17 protein-coding genes and 2 pseudogenes are annotated in these 16,863 nt (G+C 63.6%); 9 read left to right on the top strand and 10 right to left on the bottom strand.

Features of this window, described 5'->3' with window-relative positions:
* Window positions 1-24: 24 nt before the first annotated feature.
* Window positions 25-657 carry an SCO family protein gene (locus GKC70_RS00280; protein ID WP_342650109.1) on the bottom strand — a complete coding sequence of 211 codons (633 nt, stop codon included), beginning with the start codon at window positions 655-657 and terminating at the stop codon, window positions 25-27.
* A 229-nt stretch (window positions 658-886) separates the two neighbouring features.
* Here GKC70_RS00280 and GKC70_RS00275 point away from each other — a divergent pair, with 229 nt between their 5' ends.
* The 4 genes and pseudogenes from GKC70_RS00275 to GKC70_RS00260 all read left to right on the top strand — a co-directional run bounded on the left by GKC70_RS00275 (window position 887) and on the right by GKC70_RS00260 (window position 4,944).
* Window positions 887-1,537, top strand: a complete 651-nt coding sequence (locus GKC70_RS00275) for a hypothetical protein (RefSeq protein WP_039582071.1) — start codon at window positions 887-889, stop codon at window positions 1,535-1,537.
* A gap of 97 nt (window positions 1,538-1,634) precedes the next feature.
* Window positions 1,635-2,972: a CHASE2 domain-containing protein gene (locus GKC70_RS00270; protein WP_342650108.1), complete on the top strand. Its 1,338-nt coding sequence runs from the start codon at window positions 1,635-1,637 to the stop codon at window positions 2,970-2,972.
* Window positions 2,973-3,005: 33 nt separating this feature from the next.
* Window positions 3,006-3,371, top strand: a complete 366-nt coding sequence (locus GKC70_RS00265; protein ID WP_304483009.1) for a hypothetical protein — start codon at window positions 3,006-3,008, stop codon at window positions 3,369-3,371.
* Window positions 3,372-3,403: 32 nt separating this feature from the next.
* A pseudogene (locus GKC70_RS00260) lies at window positions 3,404-4,944 on the top strand (M48 family metalloprotease).
* 18 nt (window positions 4,945-4,962) lie between these two features.
* Here the strand turns inward: GKC70_RS00260 and GKC70_RS00255 are convergent.
* From GKC70_RS00255 to prlC, 5 genes are all read right to left on the bottom strand, one after another.
* Entirely contained in the window at window positions 4,963-6,489 is a 1,527-nt protein-coding gene (locus tag GKC70_RS00255) for a SulP family inorganic anion transporter (protein ID WP_342651570.1), read from the bottom strand.
* A 189-nt stretch (window positions 6,490-6,678) separates the two neighbouring features.
* On the bottom strand, window positions 6,679-7,398 hold the full coding sequence (locus GKC70_RS00250) for a carbonic anhydrase (RefSeq protein ID WP_029612492.1): 720 nt from the start codon (window positions 7,396-7,398) through the stop codon (window positions 6,679-6,681).
* Between the two features lie 288 nt (window positions 7,399-7,686).
* Entirely contained in the window at window positions 7,687-8,742 is a 1,056-nt protein-coding gene (locus GKC70_RS00245) for a PA0069 family radical SAM protein (protein ID WP_342650107.1), read from the bottom strand.
* 82 nt (window positions 8,743-8,824) lie between these two features.
* Window positions 8,825-9,103 (bottom strand): YheV family putative zinc ribbon protein, encoded by a 279-nt coding sequence (locus GKC70_RS00240; protein ID WP_342650106.1) that lies wholly within the window; start codon window positions 9,101-9,103, stop codon window positions 8,825-8,827.
* A complete protein-coding gene (gene prlC, locus GKC70_RS00235; protein ID WP_342650105.1) occupies window positions 9,100-11,187 on the bottom strand; it encodes an oligopeptidase A in 2,088 nt (695 codons plus the stop codon). The genes GKC70_RS00240 and prlC overlap by 4 nt, the downstream gene beginning before the upstream one ends.
* Window positions 11,188-11,253: 66 nt before the next feature.
* Between prlC and GKC70_RS00230 the strand changes: the two genes are divergently transcribed.
* Both GKC70_RS00230 and GKC70_RS00225 read left to right on the top strand, forming a co-directional pair.
* Entirely contained in the window at window positions 11,254-11,808 is a 555-nt protein-coding gene (locus GKC70_RS00230; RefSeq protein WP_342650104.1) for a gamma carbonic anhydrase family protein, read from the top strand.
* A 3-nt stretch (window positions 11,809-11,811) separates the two neighbouring features.
* Window positions 11,812-12,462, top strand: a complete 651-nt coding sequence (locus GKC70_RS00225) for an HAD family hydrolase (protein ID WP_342650103.1) — start codon at window positions 11,812-11,814, stop codon at window positions 12,460-12,462.
* 32 nt (window positions 12,463-12,494) lie between these two features.
* Here the strand turns inward: GKC70_RS00225 and GKC70_RS00220 are convergent, their stop codons facing one another.
* Window positions 12,495-13,586 (bottom strand): aminopeptidase, encoded by a 1,092-nt coding sequence (locus tag GKC70_RS00220; RefSeq protein ID WP_342650102.1) that lies wholly within the window; start codon window positions 13,584-13,586, stop codon window positions 12,495-12,497.
* A gap of 66 nt (window positions 13,587-13,652) precedes the next feature.
* Between GKC70_RS00220 and GKC70_RS00215 the strand changes: the two genes are divergently transcribed.
* Together GKC70_RS00215 and GKC70_RS00210 are read left to right on the top strand one after the other, a co-directional pair.
* Window positions 13,653-14,066, top strand: coding sequence for a hypothetical protein (locus tag GKC70_RS00215; protein WP_342650101.1), 414 nt, complete (start codon window positions 13,653-13,655; stop codon window positions 14,064-14,066).
* A gap of 45 nt (window positions 14,067-14,111) precedes the next feature.
* Window positions 14,112-14,524, top strand: a pseudogene (locus tag GKC70_RS00210) (hypothetical protein).
* 33 nt (window positions 14,525-14,557) lie between these two features.
* On the opposite strand, the gene GKC70_RS00205 reads toward GKC70_RS00210, so the two are convergent.
* Window positions 14,558-14,791: a DUF1161 domain-containing protein gene (locus GKC70_RS00205; protein WP_029612486.1), complete on the bottom strand. Its 234-nt coding sequence runs from the start codon at window positions 14,789-14,791 to the stop codon at window positions 14,558-14,560.
* 61 nt (window positions 14,792-14,852) lie between these two features.
* The gene (locus GKC70_RS00200; protein WP_342650100.1) at window positions 14,853-15,278 is read right to left on the bottom strand and encodes an OsmC family protein; all 426 of its coding nucleotides are present in this window, start codon (window positions 15,276-15,278) and stop codon (window positions 14,853-14,855) included.
* 158 nt (window positions 15,279-15,436) lie between these two features.
* Here GKC70_RS00200 and GKC70_RS00195 point away from each other — a divergent pair, with 158 nt between their 5' ends.
* Window positions 15,437-16,438, top strand: coding sequence for an LLM class flavin-dependent oxidoreductase (locus GKC70_RS00195; RefSeq protein WP_342650099.1), 1,002 nt, complete (start codon window positions 15,437-15,439; stop codon window positions 16,436-16,438).
* A gap of 96 nt (window positions 16,439-16,534) precedes the next feature.
* On the opposite strand, the gene GKC70_RS00190 is transcribed toward GKC70_RS00195, so the two are convergent.
* On the bottom strand, window positions 16,535-16,756 hold the full coding sequence (locus tag GKC70_RS00190; protein ID WP_039582104.1) for a DUF1161 domain-containing protein: 222 nt from the start codon (window positions 16,754-16,756) through the stop codon (window positions 16,535-16,537).
* Window positions 16,757-16,863: the final 107 nt, after the last annotated feature.

Raw genomic sequence — 16,863 nt, 5'->3', positions numbered from 1 at the left:
ATCGGGCGCGCGACAGCGCTTGAATCAGTCGCGCTTCACCAGCTTGGGCAACTGCGCCACCAGCTTTTGCGTGTCGAACGGCGCGCGGATGAAACCGCGCTGCCGACCATCCGGCCCGACGATTGCCAAGTTGCCACTGTGGTCCACGGTGTAGCCAGGTTTGCGCGTGTCCGCCGGGATGAACGGGATGCTCAAGGCGTGGGACAGTGTCTGGGTGTCTTCGATGGAGCCGGCCAGCCCGACGAAATCCTTGTCGAAATACGCCAGATACTGCTTGAGCTGTTGGGGGGTATCGCGGGCCGGATCGACGCTCACCAGTACCACCTGCAGGTGATCGAGCGTCTCTTTGGGCAGCGCACCCTTGACCTGCCGCAACTGGGCCAGCGTGGTCGGGCAGATGTCAGGGCAGTAGGTATAGCCGAAGAACAGCAACGACCACTTGCCCTTGAGCTGGTCCAGTTGCACCGGCTGCCCGTTCTGGTCGGTCATGCTCACCGCCGGCACGCTGCGACTCTGCGCCAGTAGAATGATCCCGGCCTCGGTGAGCCCGGCCGAATCGGCCTCGCCCCGGCCGTTGAGCGCTTTGGTAACGGTCAAGCCCAGGATCAATGCGGTCAGGGCGAACAGGATCAGGATGGTTTTCTGGTTTCGGGTCATGGCTTGGGCATTCGATTCAGAAGGGCAAAATGGGAATGAAGGATCTCGTGGTAGGCGGCTAGATTACAGTCCTTGACCGGTTAGGGCTAACTAAGCGGCAAAATGATGGCACATTGATATAACCGCATGGAGCAAGTGTCTCGCTGATATAACAAATGCGTCTTAGGCCTTTGCGCAACCGAGCTACCTTAGTGTCTTCCGTTTGTAACGCCTTGTCCCTGGAGTTGTCATGAACACCGCAGCTGTACGCGAGCAGATCCATCAAGCCCAACTGTACGAGAGTCGCACTGGCCAATTGCAACAGCGCCTCGAGCAGCAGCTGCCGCACCTGCACCCGCTGATCCAACTACCCGTGCAGGATGCCAAGGGCACCCTGGCACGCTTCGTCAGCGCCTACATCGACCAAGTGCCCGAACTGCTCGAAGCCGCCCATGCAGTGGCCCGCGAGGCGGGTATCGAGTCGCAGATCAAGCCCGTGCTGAAAATCGCCGAGGCTTATTTCCTGCAGCCGCCCAGCGTGGTGGGCTCGCACACCGGGCTGGACTGCCTGCTGGACGAAGCCTACCTGGCACATCGGCTGGTCGAAGAGGTCAACGACCTTTACATCCGCCACTTCCAGCAGCCACTGATCCCGGTGGACACCACCGTGGCCAACCTCATCGCTCACCAACTGATCGGCGAAACCTTCGCCAATCAACTGGACGAAGTGGTGCATCACTCGGTGGACGAAATGCTCGACGACGAGAGCTTCGCCGTCGAATCGGTGGAGGCCTATCGCGAAACCCTGCGCAGCCCGCAGACCGGCGAAGCGTGGAAGCGCTGGCCATGCCTGTCGCGCCAGTTGAGCGTGGAACTGGACCTGCACCAGACCAGCCACTGAGCCTGGGGGCCGTGCTGGGGCGCAGGAAGCACCCCGCCGGCATTGGCGCTGCCCGCCAATAGTGGCAAAATGATGCACCCGCTTGTTCGAGGCATGGATGCTGAAACCTTCGCTGTATACGCTGCGCCAGGCACTGTTTGGCCTCAGCGTGATCTTGATCGCCCTGCTCGATCCATTTGGAATAGCCAGTTCGACCGACGACGCTTCCGCGCGCTGGCTCAACCGCCTGCTGGCCGAACGTTACGCCGACGAAGGCCAACGCCAGGTCGTCGTCGTGCTGATCGACGACGACTACCTGCGCCGTAACGACACCTATTGGCCTATGCCGTACAGCGAGCAGAGCAAGCTGTTCAAACGCCTGCTGGCCTATCAGCCTGCGGCGGTATTCGTCGATCTAATCTACAGCCACGATCATTCCCGCGCGCTGCCCGGCCAGCCGCCGCAGATGGAGAGCCAGTTTCTGGCCAACGTCTTCGAGCGTTATCGCCAGCAGGGCATTGCGCTGTTTCTTGCCGACACCGGTCAGCCTCACGATCAGAACGGGGTCAACACCCTTGCACGCCTGGCCACTGTCGGTACTCCCGCGCTGGTGACCTGGAGTGGATTCGCCAATCAGTATCCCCTTGCCGTCAACACCCCCGCCGGTGCCATGGAGACACCGGCACTGCGCCTGTATCGCGAGTATTGCCGTCAACACGAATGCAGCCCATTGCCTGCCGATGCACGCCAGGCGGCAGCGCTTGCGCCCATGACGGTGCAGTGGGGGCTCAGGCAGTCGCCCTTGCAAACCAAGGTCGCCGATGTCAGCACTTGCACGGTGCCGGGCCTGTTCGAGCAACTCGGACAGGCCATCTTCTGGAAACTGGGGCAACAGGTGCAGGCCACCTGTCCCTATACCTTGACCCTGTCGCCGAGCGACCTGGCCGTCACCGACGAGCAGGATCAAGCGCTGCTCAAAACCCTGCTGCAGGGCAAACTGGTACTGGTCGGCGCGCAGATCGTCGGCACCGGCGACCTCACCCCGTCAGCGCTGCACGGCAAGGTGGCCGGGGTCTACTGGCACGCCATGGCCTTGGACAACCTGGTCAACTGGGGCATGAACTACTATCGGTCCACCCCCAGCCTGACCGATCTCGGTATCCCGGCCGGCTCGATCGACCTGCTGGATATCGTCGAATTGCTGCTGCTCGGCGCTATCACCTGGCTCAAGGGTACGCTGGACGCCCCGTTGCTCACCCGTGCCGATCTCGGACAGCGCCGCCAGATCAAACTGCGCCCCCTGTCTTCCTGGGTGTTGGTGCTGGCGGCCATCGGCCTGATGAGCGCGGTGCTCTGGCACTTCAACTTCACACCGGCCAACGTCCTCGGCCTGCTGCTGCTGTCACTCACCTTGTTCAACACAAGGATCCAGGCCCTGTTCGCCAACAAGGCCTGAGATTGCCGTATTTCTCAACTCAAGGATTCAGAGATGATCAAGCCCACTCTATTGCTGTTATCGGTCCTGGTCAGCGCACACGTGCTGGCCAGTGATGAACCGATGGTGGAGGCCTGGCTCACCCCGTCGGTGGCCGTGATGGATGACCAGGGCAGATCCCTGCGTCAGATCGACAGCAGCACCCTGCCCAAACCGGCGCGAGTGGTGCAGTACAACAAGGAACTCGACATCATCCAGGTGAGCCTGCCCGAAGGTCAGGTGTGGATGGACACCATGGCGGTGCGGGTAAACCCGCCGCTCAACAGCGTCAAGTTCCCCTGCCAGACCCTGCCACGGGGCTACTCCGACGACCACCAGAGCAACGGCACCATCGGCTATGGCGCAGGGTGTCAGAAGTGAGCGGCGCGCGGACGAAGTCTGCCTTGGCGTTGATGGCCATGGCGCTGCTGGGCGGCTGCCACACGCTGAACGGCGCCAATGACGCGTTGCAGAACCTGGTGGGGCCCTCCACTCAATCCCGGCTGGAAGGGCGTTACGTCGAGCATGCAGACGTTCGCCAGTATTATCGGGCAGACCCGCAGAAAGCCCAGCAACTGCGCCTGAGCTTCGATGGCCGAGCCATCCCGGCCGACGAAATCCGCCAGCAGGACCTGGTCCGCATCCCTGAGCTGGAGCGCTACCTGCAAACCATCGTCGGCCGCCTGGTCAAAGGCTGGCCCGGTCAGGCTCCGGCGCTGCAGGTACGCATCGTCAACAGCTATGCCTTCGGCCCCTCGGCCGACCCCTACGGCACGATCTTCGTGCCGCTGGGCATGCTCGACAACGTCGAAAGCGAAGATGAGATCGCGGCCATGCTCAGCCATGAAATGAGCCATGTGCTGCTGCGTCATCACGATCGCCGCGCGGCGTTCCAGGAGCAGAAACAACTGCTGGGCAACATCACCACCACGGTGATCATGGCGACCGTGGCCAAGAACACCCGGCTCGACAAGCAGAGCGGCAAACTGTTCAGCAAAGACCCCCAGGGCACGCAGAAAACCATCGGCAACACCGTGCTCTACACCTCGCTGGCCAATACCTTTTCGGACAACGTCTGGAGCACCGCCTGGGGGCGGGCGCAGGAAGACCAGGCCGACCTGCTCGGGGCCGATCTGATGATTCGCGCCAACTATGCCCTCGGGCATCGAGCGTGAGCCTGCAGCGGCTCGACGACTTCCAGGGCAAGCAAAAGCCGCTGCTGACCAGTTTTCTGCAAGAGCGGCAAGCGGCGATGACCGAGTCGCTGATCAAGCTCGACCTCAACCGCACCACCCAGGAGCTGCAGACCCTGCTTACCCAGAGCGTGGGCACGGCCTTGAACGCCACCGGCCAGTACCTGACCCGCTCGCACATGTCGCCGATCCAGCGTGATGAAGAATTGCGCCAGTATCTTCAGCGCGAGTACCGCCAACAGACCCAGGCTCGGGTGAACCGGCGCACCTGGCCTCAGGTGCGAGACTCGGCGAGCGTACAGCGCGCCCTGCAGGCCTACCGCGACGCCTACGCCGCCACCGCGGCACTGGAAAAGAAGAAAACCCGCGAAGCCCAGGCCTTCATCGACCGCGCGCTGGCTTCGCCAGTCGGCAACCAGCCCGGCATCCGCCGCACCGCCTTCACCGTGCACTCGGCCCAGGGCGACAACCGCGCCGCCTTGGCCGATCTGCGGGGTATCGAGGATTGGTCGCTGGCCAGCCCGCTGGTGTACGACTTGATGATCGGCCACCACTTGCGTAACCGCGATCCCCGCGCGGCATTGGACATGATCGACAAGGCCGAACGCAATCTGGGCTCGGAGGAACTGTTCATCACCGAAAAGCTGCTGGCCAATCGGCAGTTGAAGGCCGATGAGCAAGTGCGTCAGGTACTGCGCAAATGCGAGCAGTACCCCAGTCGCAAGGAAGGCTGTCGCAAGCTGGTGCCCAAGCGAGCGTGAAGCCTTCGAGGGCGCGCATCAGGCCTGGGCCAGGCGCCGCAGCCGGCCCTCCACGCGGCGTTTGAGTCCATGCTGTTCGATACGCAAGTGCGAACCGGCGGCCAGGCTCGAACGCCCCCAGTCCTCAAGCAGCTCCAGCACCGAATGGTCGATGTAGCTCAGGTTGCCCAACGGTACGTGCAGCGTGGTGCCGGGCGGCACGCTTTCCAGCGTCTGGGTCAGTGCTGGCACCTTGAGGAAGGTCGCCGCACCGCTCAAGCGCAGTTCCAGGTGTCCAGGCTCGTCGAGCGGCACCAGGTTGATCTTCAGCCGCGCGGCCTTGAACGCCAGCTTCAGCAAGGTCAGGGCGAAGCCCACCAGCACACCGGTCAGCAGGTCGGTGAAGACGATGGCCAAGGCAGTCGCGGCGTAGGTGAACATCGGCATGCGGCCATAACGGCCCAGGTCACGGAACGCTTTGACGTTCACCAGCTTGATGCCGGTGTAGACCAGCACGCCCGCCAGGCTCGCCACTGGAATCTGCTGCAGCACGCTGCCCAGCACCACCACGAAGCCCAGCAGCCACACCCCATGCAGGATCGCCGATGCGCGGGTCTGGGCGCCGGCTTGGACGTTGGCCGAACTGCGCACGATCACCCCGGTCATCGGCAAGGCGCCGAGCAGACCACAGAGCATGTTGCCGATACCCTGTGCTGACAGTTCCCGGTCGAAATCCGAACGCTGGCCATTGTGCATGCGGTCTACTGCCGCCGCCGACAGCAGGGTTTCGGCGCTGGCGATGAAGGCCAGAGCGAAAGCCGCCACCAGTAAGCTCGGATCGGCCAGTTTCAGGAGGTCATCAGGACGCAGCCAGTCGATGGCTTCGGAGAGGTCAGCCGGCACCTGCACGCGGTTGACCGGCAGCGCCAGCCACAGGCTGAGCGCGGTCATCGCCGCCACGCCCAGCAGCGCACCGGGAATGAAGCGCAGCCGCTGCGGGCGCCAGCGATCCCACCCCCACATCAGGGCGATGGTGCCCAGGCCCAGGGCGCCGGCCTGCCACCCACTGCCGGCGCTCTCCAGCGGCAGCGCGGCGGCGAGGGTGGCGGGGAAGCCCAGCAGGTTGTCGACGCCAGAGGGCTGCGGCGCCGCATCGAACATCACATGCACCTGGGACAGTACGATCAGCACGCCGATGCCCGCCAGCATGCCGTACACCACGGCCGGGGCCGTGACGCGGAACCAGCAACCCAGGCGCAGGCGCCCGGCCAGCAATTGCAGCAATCCAGCCAGCAGCAGGATCGGCCCGAGCATGGCTACGCCATGCTGTCGCACCAGCTCGAACACCAGCACGGCCAGGCCCGCCGCCGGGCCGCTGACCTGCAGCGGCGAGCCGGCGAGAAAGCCGACTACGACGCCGCCGATGATGCCGGTGATCAGGCCTTTGGCCGGCGGCATGCCCGAGGCAATCGCGATGCCCATGCACAGCGGCAGGGCCACCAGGAACACCACGACCGAAGCCAGCAATTCGCGCGGCAGTGCCGCTTTAATCTGTGTCATGTTCACCATGTCGCTCCTTTTCTGATTCACGGCCAATCCAATGGCCGATAGCACGCGGACCCTGAATCGCGCGCAGGCGCAGGCCGCCAGCAGGATTGCCGGCAAGGCGTTCAGGGAAATTCAAGGCAGCCGAAAGCCCTGCCGCGCCAACGGGGCGCAGCCGGCTATCAGGGTTTCTTCAGGTGGTGGGGCGGCTTAGTAGCGGCCTCTCGGAGTCGCGCAAGGCACCGGCTCACCGGCACTGAGCGGAAGGAAGGCGTCGCTGGCCGCATCGTAGGCTTCGATGCGGCTGGTCTCGATGTCGTAGACCCAACCATGGATATACAGCTGGCCAGCCGCCAGACGCGAAGCCACCGAAGGGTGGGTGCGCAGGTGATGCAACTGGGCGATGACGTTTTCCTTGGTCAACACCTGCATGTTCTCGTGCTCGGTGTCGCAGGTGCAGTTGTTCTCGACCACGGTGCGAGCCACTTCGGCGTGGCGCAGCCAGGCCGAGACGGTGGGCATCTTGGCCAGCGACTGCGGGTTGAGCACGGCACGCATGGCGCCGCAGTCGGAGTGACCGCAGACGATGATGTGGTGAACGCCCAACGCCATCACCGCGTACTCGATGGCGCTGGAAACACCACCGTTCATCTGCCCATAAGGCGGCACCACGTTACCCACGTTACGGGTCACGAACAGATCGCCCGGCGAGCTCTGGGTGATCAGTTCGGGAACGATGCGCGAGTCGGCGCAGGTGATGAACATGGCGCGGGGTTTCTGCGCGGTGGCGAGCTTCTTGAACAGCTCCTGCTGCTCGGGGAACACGTCATGGTGAAATTTCAAGAAGCCGTCGACGATGTGCTTCAGGGCGGCATCGGCGTTCTCGGCAGGGGCAGCCGGAACGGGCTTGGATGGGTCCTTGATGGGCATGATTCATCCTCTAGACGGTTTTTCGGTAAGCACGAGTCTACCGGGGAAAGATTCTGGCTATGCGAGGAATTAGATGACGCGCACAGCTAATAAATCACAGCCACCTTTGACTGAGTCTTTACGCTAGCGCAGAAAACTTAACTGAAACTGAATTCAGAGGCTCTAGAACGGGCGTTCCAGGTTTTTGCGGAGAGATCTCGATAATAGCAAAAAAGCATCAATCGCCAATACCCTCCAGCGAAATTATTGGCAGCCATGAGTGAGATTGCGGGGTAGCAGGGCATGTGTTCAAAACAACGCCATCTGCGCCCCTGGCACGCAAAACGCCGAGCAGTCCAACGCCAACGCCTCACGTCCGGCAAAGCCCCTCTGCCGAGCGGCCTTGGCAAAGCGCTGGGCCAACAGCTCGGCGAACACGCCTTCGCCACGCATGCGCGTTCCGAAACGACTGTCATACAACTCGCCACCCCGGCTCTGGCGAATCAGGCTCAGCACATGCGCCGCCCGTTGCGGGTAATGATCCTGCAGCCACTGCTCGAACAGCGGCGCCACCTCCAGCGGCAGGCGCAGCATCATGTAGGCGGCGCTCTGTGCGCCAGCGTCACGCGCCGCTTCGAGCAGGTGCTCCAGTTCGCAATCGTTGATCATCGGAATGATCGGCGAACACAGCACCCCCACCGGCACGCCTGCTTCGCGCAACACGCGAATGGCCCGCAGCCGAGCCTTCGGCGCCGCCGCACGCGGCTCCAGCGTGCGCTTGAGCTCATCGTCCAGCGTGGTGAGGCTGATCATCACCCGCACCAGGCGCAGGCTGGCCAATTCGCTCAGCAGGTCGAGGTCGCGCAGGATCAGCGAGCCTTTGGTCACGATGGTCACCGGGTGGCGATAGCGCAACAACACCTCGAGCAGACGGCGACTGAGCTGGTGGTCGCGCTCGATCGGCTGGTAGGGATCGGTGTTGGCACCCAGGTTGATCGGCGCACAGACGTAACCCGGCTTGCTCAACTGCTGTTCGAGCACCTCGGCGGCATTGGTCTTGGCGATCAGCTTGGTTTCGAAATCCAGGCCAGGGGACAGGTCCCAGTAAGCATGGCTCGGCCGGGCATAGCAGTAGATACAGCCATGCTCGCAGCCGCGGTAGGGATTGATCGAACGGTCGAAGGGCAAGTCGGGGGAGGTGTTGCGGGCGATGATGGTCTTGGCGGTCTCGATCCGCACCTCGGTGCCCTGGGTGACCGGCACTTCCTGATGCCAGCCGTCATCCTCCACCACCGAGATGCTCGGGGCGAAGCGGTTGTGAGGATTGCTGGCAGTGCCACGGCCGCGGACGGGAGCTGACTTCATGATGAAAAACCCGCATGACTGTATGCGCATACAGTAATGCGGGTTGGTCATTGCCGCCAGCGGCGTCAGCCGGACGGTGCGATCAGTCGGTCTTCTTCAACTTCGGGTTGGGGAAGAACTGCACGGTCTGCACCTTTACCGGCTGCGCCTTGACTGCCTGCTGGTTGACCCGGGTGCCAAGCTCCTTGGGCACCGAAAGCCCTTGCTCGTTGAGCGTGTCGGTGAAACCGCAGGCCACGCATTCGCGGTGCGGCACGCCGTCTTCGCTCCACATCATCAGCTTGTCCGGCTCACTGCACGCCGGGCAGACCGCCCCGGCGATGAAGCGTTTCTTGGTCGTGCTGGCAGCGCCCTCGCTCATGCCGCGGCCTCTTCGGTCAGGCCACTGTGGCGCAACAGGGCATCGATGGAAGGCTCGCGACCCCGGAAGTCGACGAACAGCACCATCGGTGCCCGCGAGCCGCCACGGGCCAGGATCGCCTCGCGGAACGCGCGGCCGGTTTCGGCGTTGAGCACGCCGTCTTCCTCGAAGCGCGAGAAGGCGTCGGCCGACAGCACTTCGGCCCACTTGTAGCTGTAGTAGCCGGCCGCATAACCGCCGGCAAAGATGTGCGCGAAGCTGTTGGGGAACCGGTTGTAGGCCGGCGGACGCATTACCGTGACCTCGTCGCGCACGCCCTCGAGCACCTGCAGCACGCTGCGGCCATCCCCATGGGTGGCGTGCAGTTCGAAGTCGAACAGGGAGAACTCCAACTGGCGCACCATCATCATGCCGGACTGGAAGTTCTTCGCCGCCAGCATCTTGTCCAGCAGGTCCTGGGGCAGCGCTTCGCCGGTTTCATAGTGACCGGAGATCAGCGCCAGGCCTTCCGGCTCCCAGCACCAGTTCTCCATGAACTGGCTCGGCAACTCGACCGCATCCCAGGCCACGCCGTTGATGCCTGAAACACCGGCATGCTCGATGCGGGTGAGCAGGTGATGCAAGCCATGGCCGAACTCGTGGAACAGCGTGGTGACTTCGTCGTGGGTGAGCAACGCGGGCTTGCCGGGCGCTGCCGGGGTGAAGTTGCACACCAGGTTGGCCACCGGGCTCTGCAACGCGCCTGCGGCGGTGCGGCGACGGTCGCGGGCGCCGTCCATCCAGGCGCCGCCGCGCTTGTTGGCGCGGGCGTAGAGGTCGAAGAAGAAGCGCCCCACGTGCTGGCCGTCTTCCTTGATCTCGAACAGGCGCACGTCCGGGTGCCAGGCGTCGAAGCCCTTGAGCTCGGCGATTTCGATGCCGTACAGGCGCTGGACGATGCTGAACAGGCCGCCCAGCACCTTGTCGATCGGGAAGTAGGCGCGCAGGGCTTCCTGCGACACGCTATAGCGCTGCTCGCGCAGCTTTTCGCCGTAGTAGCCGGCGTCCCAGCTCGACAGCTCGGCGCAGCCCTGCTCGGCGGCATAAGCCTTGAGCTGCTCGAGATCCTGGGCGGCGAACGGCTTGGAGCGCTTGGCCAGGTCGCGCAGGAAGCTCAGCACCTGGTCGCTGGACTCAGCCATCTTGGTGGCCAGGCTCAGTTCGGCGTAGTTGGCGTAGCCGAGCAACGTGGCCAGTTCCTGGCGCAGATCGAGAATCTCGGCCATGACCGGACCGTTGTCGAACTGACCGGCATTAGGCCCCTGATCGGACGCGCGGGTGCAGTAGGCGGCGTACAGTTCTTCACGCAAGGCGCGGTCGTTGGCATAGGTCATCACCGCATAGTAGCTGGGGAACTCCAGGGTGATCAGCCAACCGTCCAGCCCTTTGGCCTGGGCGGCGGCGGCCATCTGCGCCTTGGCCGACTCGGTCAGGCCGTCCAGCGCGGCTTCGTCGGTGACGTGCTTGGTCCAGGCCTGGGTGGCGTCGAGCAGTTGGTTGGAGAAGCGGCTGCCCAGTTCGCTGAGGGTGCTCTGCACGTGGGCGTAGCGCTGCTGTTTGTCGGGCGACAGATCGATGCCCGACAGGCGGAAGTCGCGCAGGGCGTGTTCCAGAATGGTTTTCTGCGCCACGTCGAAACCAGCGGCTTCCGGGCTGTTGGCCAAGGCCTGGTAGGCTTCGAACAGCGCGCGGTTCTGCCCCAGCTCGGTGGCGTAGGCGCTCAGCGCCGGCAGGCACGATTCGTAGGCCTCGCGCAGCGCTTGGCTGTTGCACACCGCATTGAGGTGGCTGACCGGGCTCCAGGCCGCGCCCAGGCGGTCATTGAGTTCATCCATCGCCAGCACCAGGCCAGCCCAGGAGGGGTTCTTGCCCTGCTGCTCGAGGATATCGGCGATGGCCTTGCGGTTGTCGGCCAGGATCTGCTCGATCGCCGGCAGCACGTGTTCGGCACGGATCGCGGAGAAGGGCGGCAGGTCATGGGACTGCAGAAGCGGGTTGTTCGCACTCACGGTTCGGATACCTTGGCAGGAGAAACACTGCACCATCTTAATTACAATCGACGCCGACCGCAGCAGGCAGCCTGCCTATCGGCACTGTAGAGGAATACGATCATGGCCATCCGCACCTTTCGCGACCACACGCCAAGCCTCGGCCCACGCGCCTTCGTCGACCGTTCGGCGGTGGTGATCGGCGACGTGCAGCTCGGCGAGGACAGTTCGGTCTGGCCATTGACGGTGATTCGTGGCGACATGCACCGCATCCGCATCGGTGCGCGCACCAGCGTGCAGGATGGCAGTGTGCTGCACATCACCCATGCCGGGCCGTTCAACCCCGACGGCTTCGCGCTGATCATCGGCGACGAGGTGACCATCGGCCACAAGGTCATGCTGCACGGCTGCACCCTGGGCAACAGGATCCTGGTCGGCATGGGCAGCACGGTGATGGACGGCGCCATCGTCGAGGACGAGGTGATCATCGGCGCCGGCAGCCTGGTGCCGCCCGGCAAGCGCTTGGTCAGCGGCTACCTGTATGTCGGCAGTCCTGTGAAGCAGGGCCGACCACTGAGCGAAAACGAACGCGCGTTCTTTGCCTACAGCGCCAACAACTATGTGAAGCTCAAGGACCAGCACCTGGCCGAAGGCTACGATCAACCGGAGCAACCCTGATCCATGCACCAGCAAACCGTTCTTTTCGACCTCGACGGCACCCTCACCGATCCACGCCTGGGTATTACCCGCTCGATCCAGTACGCGCTGGCCAAGCTGGGCATCGACGAGCCGGACCTGACCCGCCTGGAGCACTTCATCGGCCCACCGTTGCTCCAGGCGTTCATGCAGTTCTATGGCTTCGACGAGGCCAAGGCCTGGCAGGCGGTGAATTTCTACCGGGAGCGCTTCAAGGTCACCGGGCTGTACGAGAACCACGTGTTCGAAGGCGTGCCTGCGCTGCTGCAAGCCCTTACCGAGCAGGGCCGCACGCTGTATGTCGCCACCTCCAAGCCCTGGGAGTTCGCCCGCGAGGTCGCCCGACACTTCGCCTTCGACCGGCACTTCAAAGTGATCTACGGCAGCGAGCTGGATGGCACGCGCACCAACAAGGTCGAGCTGATTCGCCATCTGCTGGATGAAGAGCGGCTGGATCCGGCGCAGACGCTGATGATCGGTGACCGCAAGCACGACCTGATCGGCGCCCACAGCAACGGCCTGCAGGCGGTCGCCGTGGGGTATGGCTTCGGCAGCCGCGAAGAGCTGGCCGCCGAGACCCCGGCCTTCCATTTCGAGACGGTGGCCGACCTGCATCGGGCCTTTCTCGCGGCTTGACCGCCACAAGGGCCGCCTGGCGGCCACGAGCGCTACCGGCTTGCGCCCAACCGCTGCAACGCCGCCTGGCGCTCATCGACCGGCAGTCGCCCCACGTCCTCGACCCGCCGATAGAACTTCGTCCAATCCCCGCCGACCTCGCGGTACAGCGCGGCGAAGGCCGGCACCCACTGGTCATACAGCCCGAACGGCAACAGCTTGGCGTTGCTCATCGGTCCATAGACCCAGGCGTCGTAGCGTGTATCGCCACCCCAGTCACGGTCGCGTAGCTGTCGGTAGTCCCGGCGCAGGCGCTGGAACTCGGCTTGCTTGGCCGTGCGCTTTTCGCTATCGCTCGATGGCTGCGCGTAGATCGCCTGGAGTCGATCGCGGCTGGCCAGCACCAGGCGCACGAACTGCTCACGCTGGCCCGCGCCATCCTCATGTTCAGCCGGCAGCCCGCGCGCCCGGCGCCATTGGCGGGTGCCCTCCTGTTCGACGAAGGTGGCGAAAGACTCGTTGAATGCGGTGTCGTCCTTCACGTAGAAGCGCTGATGCGCCAACTCGTGGAAGATCAAGGTGGCCAGCCGTTCATCGTCCCAGCGCAGCATCGACGAGAGAAGCGGATCGTCGAACCAGCCCAGTGTGGAATAGGCCTCCACGCCCCCTACATAGACATCCAGCCCTTCCTGGCGCATCACCGCCGCCGCCCCACGCGCCGCACCCTGATGGTAATAGCCACGGTAGGCTACGCACCCGGCGATTGGAAAACAGTGGGTGATGGGCTGCAGAGACAGCTCCGGCGTGGCGAAGACGTTCCACACCACATAGGGGCGGCCGAGGTCGGCGTAGACGCGATAGCTGCGGTTATCCGGCAGTTTCAGCCGCTCGCTGGCAAAGACGCGGGCCTGCTCGGCCTGTGTGAGACGTTGGCGCAGCCGTGGGTCGGTGCCCGGATTGGCCACCACCTGCTCGACCGGCTGGCGCGCCCGCAGCAGTTGCCATTGCCCTTGGGCCAGTTGCCCGTAATAACCCACGGTGCCGCAGGCGCTGAGCAGCAGCGCCGCCGCCAGCGGAACAAACACCGTGAAAACGCGGTCCAGAGCCCGGCGGCCTGAGCGCTGTCGTGCAAAACGTCGAACCATAAGGGCTGCTCATCCCGCTCAAGGCCAGTGCGTGCCAAGACTATCTTGCCAAGGGACCTTTTCGCCATGCGTACACTGTTTGCCATCGGCGCCTTCGGGCTGCTGGGCGCCTGCTCCACTTTGCCCGATCCGGACCCCAACCAGGCCTGGGTAGACCTCGCCCCGGGCGATGATACCTCGCTGCATGCCGTGCAGGTCGATGAGCGCGACTGGAGCGACAACCGCTATTTCGAAGTCCCGCCCGGTCGCCATGAGCTGACCGTGCGCTACCAGTTCCCAGTGTCGCCGAGCAACATCGGCCCGGTCGCAGAACCGCTGTGGCGCGACTGCCAACTCAACCTCACCTTCAAGGACTTCAACGCCGGGCAGCGTTATCGCCTGCAAGCGGGCAGTATCGGCTTGCGGCCATGGGTGAAGCTGTATGACGGGCAGCAGAAACTCATGGGGCAGGGCGAGCCAGCGGGATGCCAGCATGGCTGATCGACGCTATGCTTGTGCCTTGTGACCCGCAAGCGGAGTTTCACCATGCGCCAGCCCATGATGCTGTTCGCCCTCAGTGCACTGGGGGCTTGCGCCAGCCCCTTGCCCCGAAAGATCCGGCCCAGGCGTGGATCGACCTCTACACCGTCACGCCGGGTCGGGTGATCATGGCCGACAAGCTCGACGGCAAGCGCCTCGATGACGGCCGATACTTCCAGGTCGCCCCCGGCCATCATGAGCTGGTGGTGCGCTTCGACTACGAACTTACAGCGGGCCTGTTCACCACCAGCCCAACCGAGCGCACGTGTTACCTGACCGTGCGCTTCGACGACTTCAAGGCTGGTGCGCATTACCGCCTGGAAGCGCGGGCACCAGCGTTGCAGCCGCAACTGTATCTCTACGATGCCGATCACCAGGTGCTGGTGGACGAGCCTGCCGAGGTGTTCTGTATTCCTTGAAAGCAGCGGGGCGACTCGGCGTGGCCCCAGGGCTTATTCATCATTCTTCTGGTAGATGATCTTGCGGGTACCGTTATCGCAACTGCCGACGACCATGTTCTGGTCGCTGACTTCGCTGTTGGAGACGATTTCCAGCGTGTAGGAGGGCACTCCAGCGGCCTGGATCTTGGCTTCGATCTCGGCCTTGAGTTCCTCGCAAGGCTTAGGTGCGGCCAATACCGAAGTGGCCACCAGCGAGCCCAGAACGACAGATGCTACGCGGATCATGGAACGGCTCCTGAAGGGGCAGGCAATCTGCCGACCCCTGCAGAGTACAACAAAGCCCGGCTTACGAAAGCAGGCTGGCGTCGAGGGTGATCTTCGCGTTGAGCAGCTTGGACACCGGGCAACCGGCCTTGGCCTCGTTGGCGATGTCGTGGAACTGCTGATCGCTGGCGCCCGGCACCTTGGCGCTGAGAATCAGATGTACAGCGGTGATGACAAAATCGTCGCCCTGTTTATCAAGGGTGACTTCGGCGGTAGTGTCAATACGCTCTGGCGTAAGGTCGTGTTCACCGAGCTTCATCGACAAGGCCATGGAAAAGCAGCCGGCATGCGCCGCACCAATCAGTTCCTCCGGGTTGGTCCCCGGCAACCCCTCAAAACGGGTGTTGAAACCGTAGGGGTTCTGCTTCAGCGAGCCACTCTCGGTGGACAGCCGGCCCTTGCCATCCTTGAGCCCACCTTCCCAGATCGCCGATGCTGTCTTCTTCATGTTGCCTCCTGGACATACGGTTAAGGTCTACAAGGTTCTGAGGCTCCACCCCACAGCAAGTTCAGACCAATCCACGGTCTGCCATTGAATCGTTCAAGCAGCGCCCATACAGAGAACTGTAAGGCCCATTGGCCAACCCACTGCCTGCGGAGGTTGCGATGACGCAGCTGCATGACCTGAAGATCTCCACCCTCGACCTGGTACCGGTGCGCGCCGACAGCGGCCCGGCCCAGTCCCTGCACAACTCCCTGGACCTGGCCCGGCATGTCGAACGCCTGGGCTACCACCGCTTCTGGGTGGCCGAGCACCACAACATGGATGGCATCGCCAGCTCGGCGACCTCGGTGCTGATCGGCTACCTGGCCGGCGGCACCTCGCGCATCCGCATCGGCTCGGGCGGCGTGATGCTGCCCAACCACGCACCGTTGGTGATCGCCGAACAGTTCGGCACCTTGGCCAGCCTCTATCCCGGTCGCATCGACCTGGGCCTGGGCCGTGCGCCGGGTTCCGACCAGATGACGGCCCGCGCCCTGCGCCGCGAGCGCTCGGGCAGTGCTGACGATTTCCCCGATGATGTCGAGGAGCTGTCACGCTACCTCGGCCCGCGCACCGACGACCAGAAGGTCATCGCCGTGCCCGGCCACGACACCGAGGTGCCGATGTGGCTGCTCGGTTCGAGTCTGTTCAGCGCCCAGTTGGCCGGTATGCGCGGCATGCCCTACGCCTTCGCCTCGCACTTCGCACCGCGTTACATGCATGAGGCGATCCGCATCTACCGCGATCACTTCAAACCTTCGACCACGCTGGACAAACCCTACGTCATGCTGGGCATCCCGATGGTGGTGGCGGAAACGGACGAGCAGGCCGAATACCTGGCTACGTCGGTGTACCAGCGCATCCTCGCGCTGATTCGCGGGCAGAGCCTGATGCAGCGCCCACCGGTCAAGAGCATGGACGGCCTGTGGCTGCCGCACGAACGCGACGCGGTGGGGAGTTTCCTTGGCCTGGCGATGATCGGCAGTCCGGAGAAAGTCAGGGCAAAAGTTGAGGTGCTGCTGGAGCAGACCGGCGCGGATGAGCTGATCTTCACCTGCGACCTTTACGAGCACACCGATCGCTTGCGCTCCTACGAGTTGCTGGCGCAGGCCTTGAAGGCTTGAGGCATCAGGAACGACAAAGCCGCTACCTTGAAGTAGCGGCTTTGTCATGAAACGTGATCGATCCGCGAGGCGCCATGAGTGGGCGCCCGCATCGCCTCAACCGCGCTTGTAGCTGATTTCCTTGGTGTCGCCTTCGCAAGTGCCTACGACCTTGTCCTTGGCGGTACCTTTGTCGACGATATCCAGCGTGTAGCTTTGCACACCCTTGGCATCGAGCTTGCTCGCAATCTCAGCCTTGAGTTCTTCACACGGCTTGCCGGCCGCCATCGCGCTGCCTGCAAGCACCATCAAACCTGCTGCGAGAAACACTTTCTTCATCGTTGTCGTTCCTTGTGCGGATCAAAAAAGCAGAGTAGGGCAGCGGCCCATCCCGGTGCCCCTGGAAACTCATACCCTATAACGCTGATACAGGCCAGCGCGGCGCT

The sequence above is a fragment of the Pseudomonas sp. REB1044 genome (genome assembly GCF_038813925.1).
Taxonomy (GTDB): Bacteria; Pseudomonadota; Gammaproteobacteria; order Pseudomonadales; family Pseudomonadaceae; genus Aquipseudomonas; species Aquipseudomonas boreofloridensis.
This window is presented reverse-complemented; position numbering and strand designations above follow the sequence as displayed.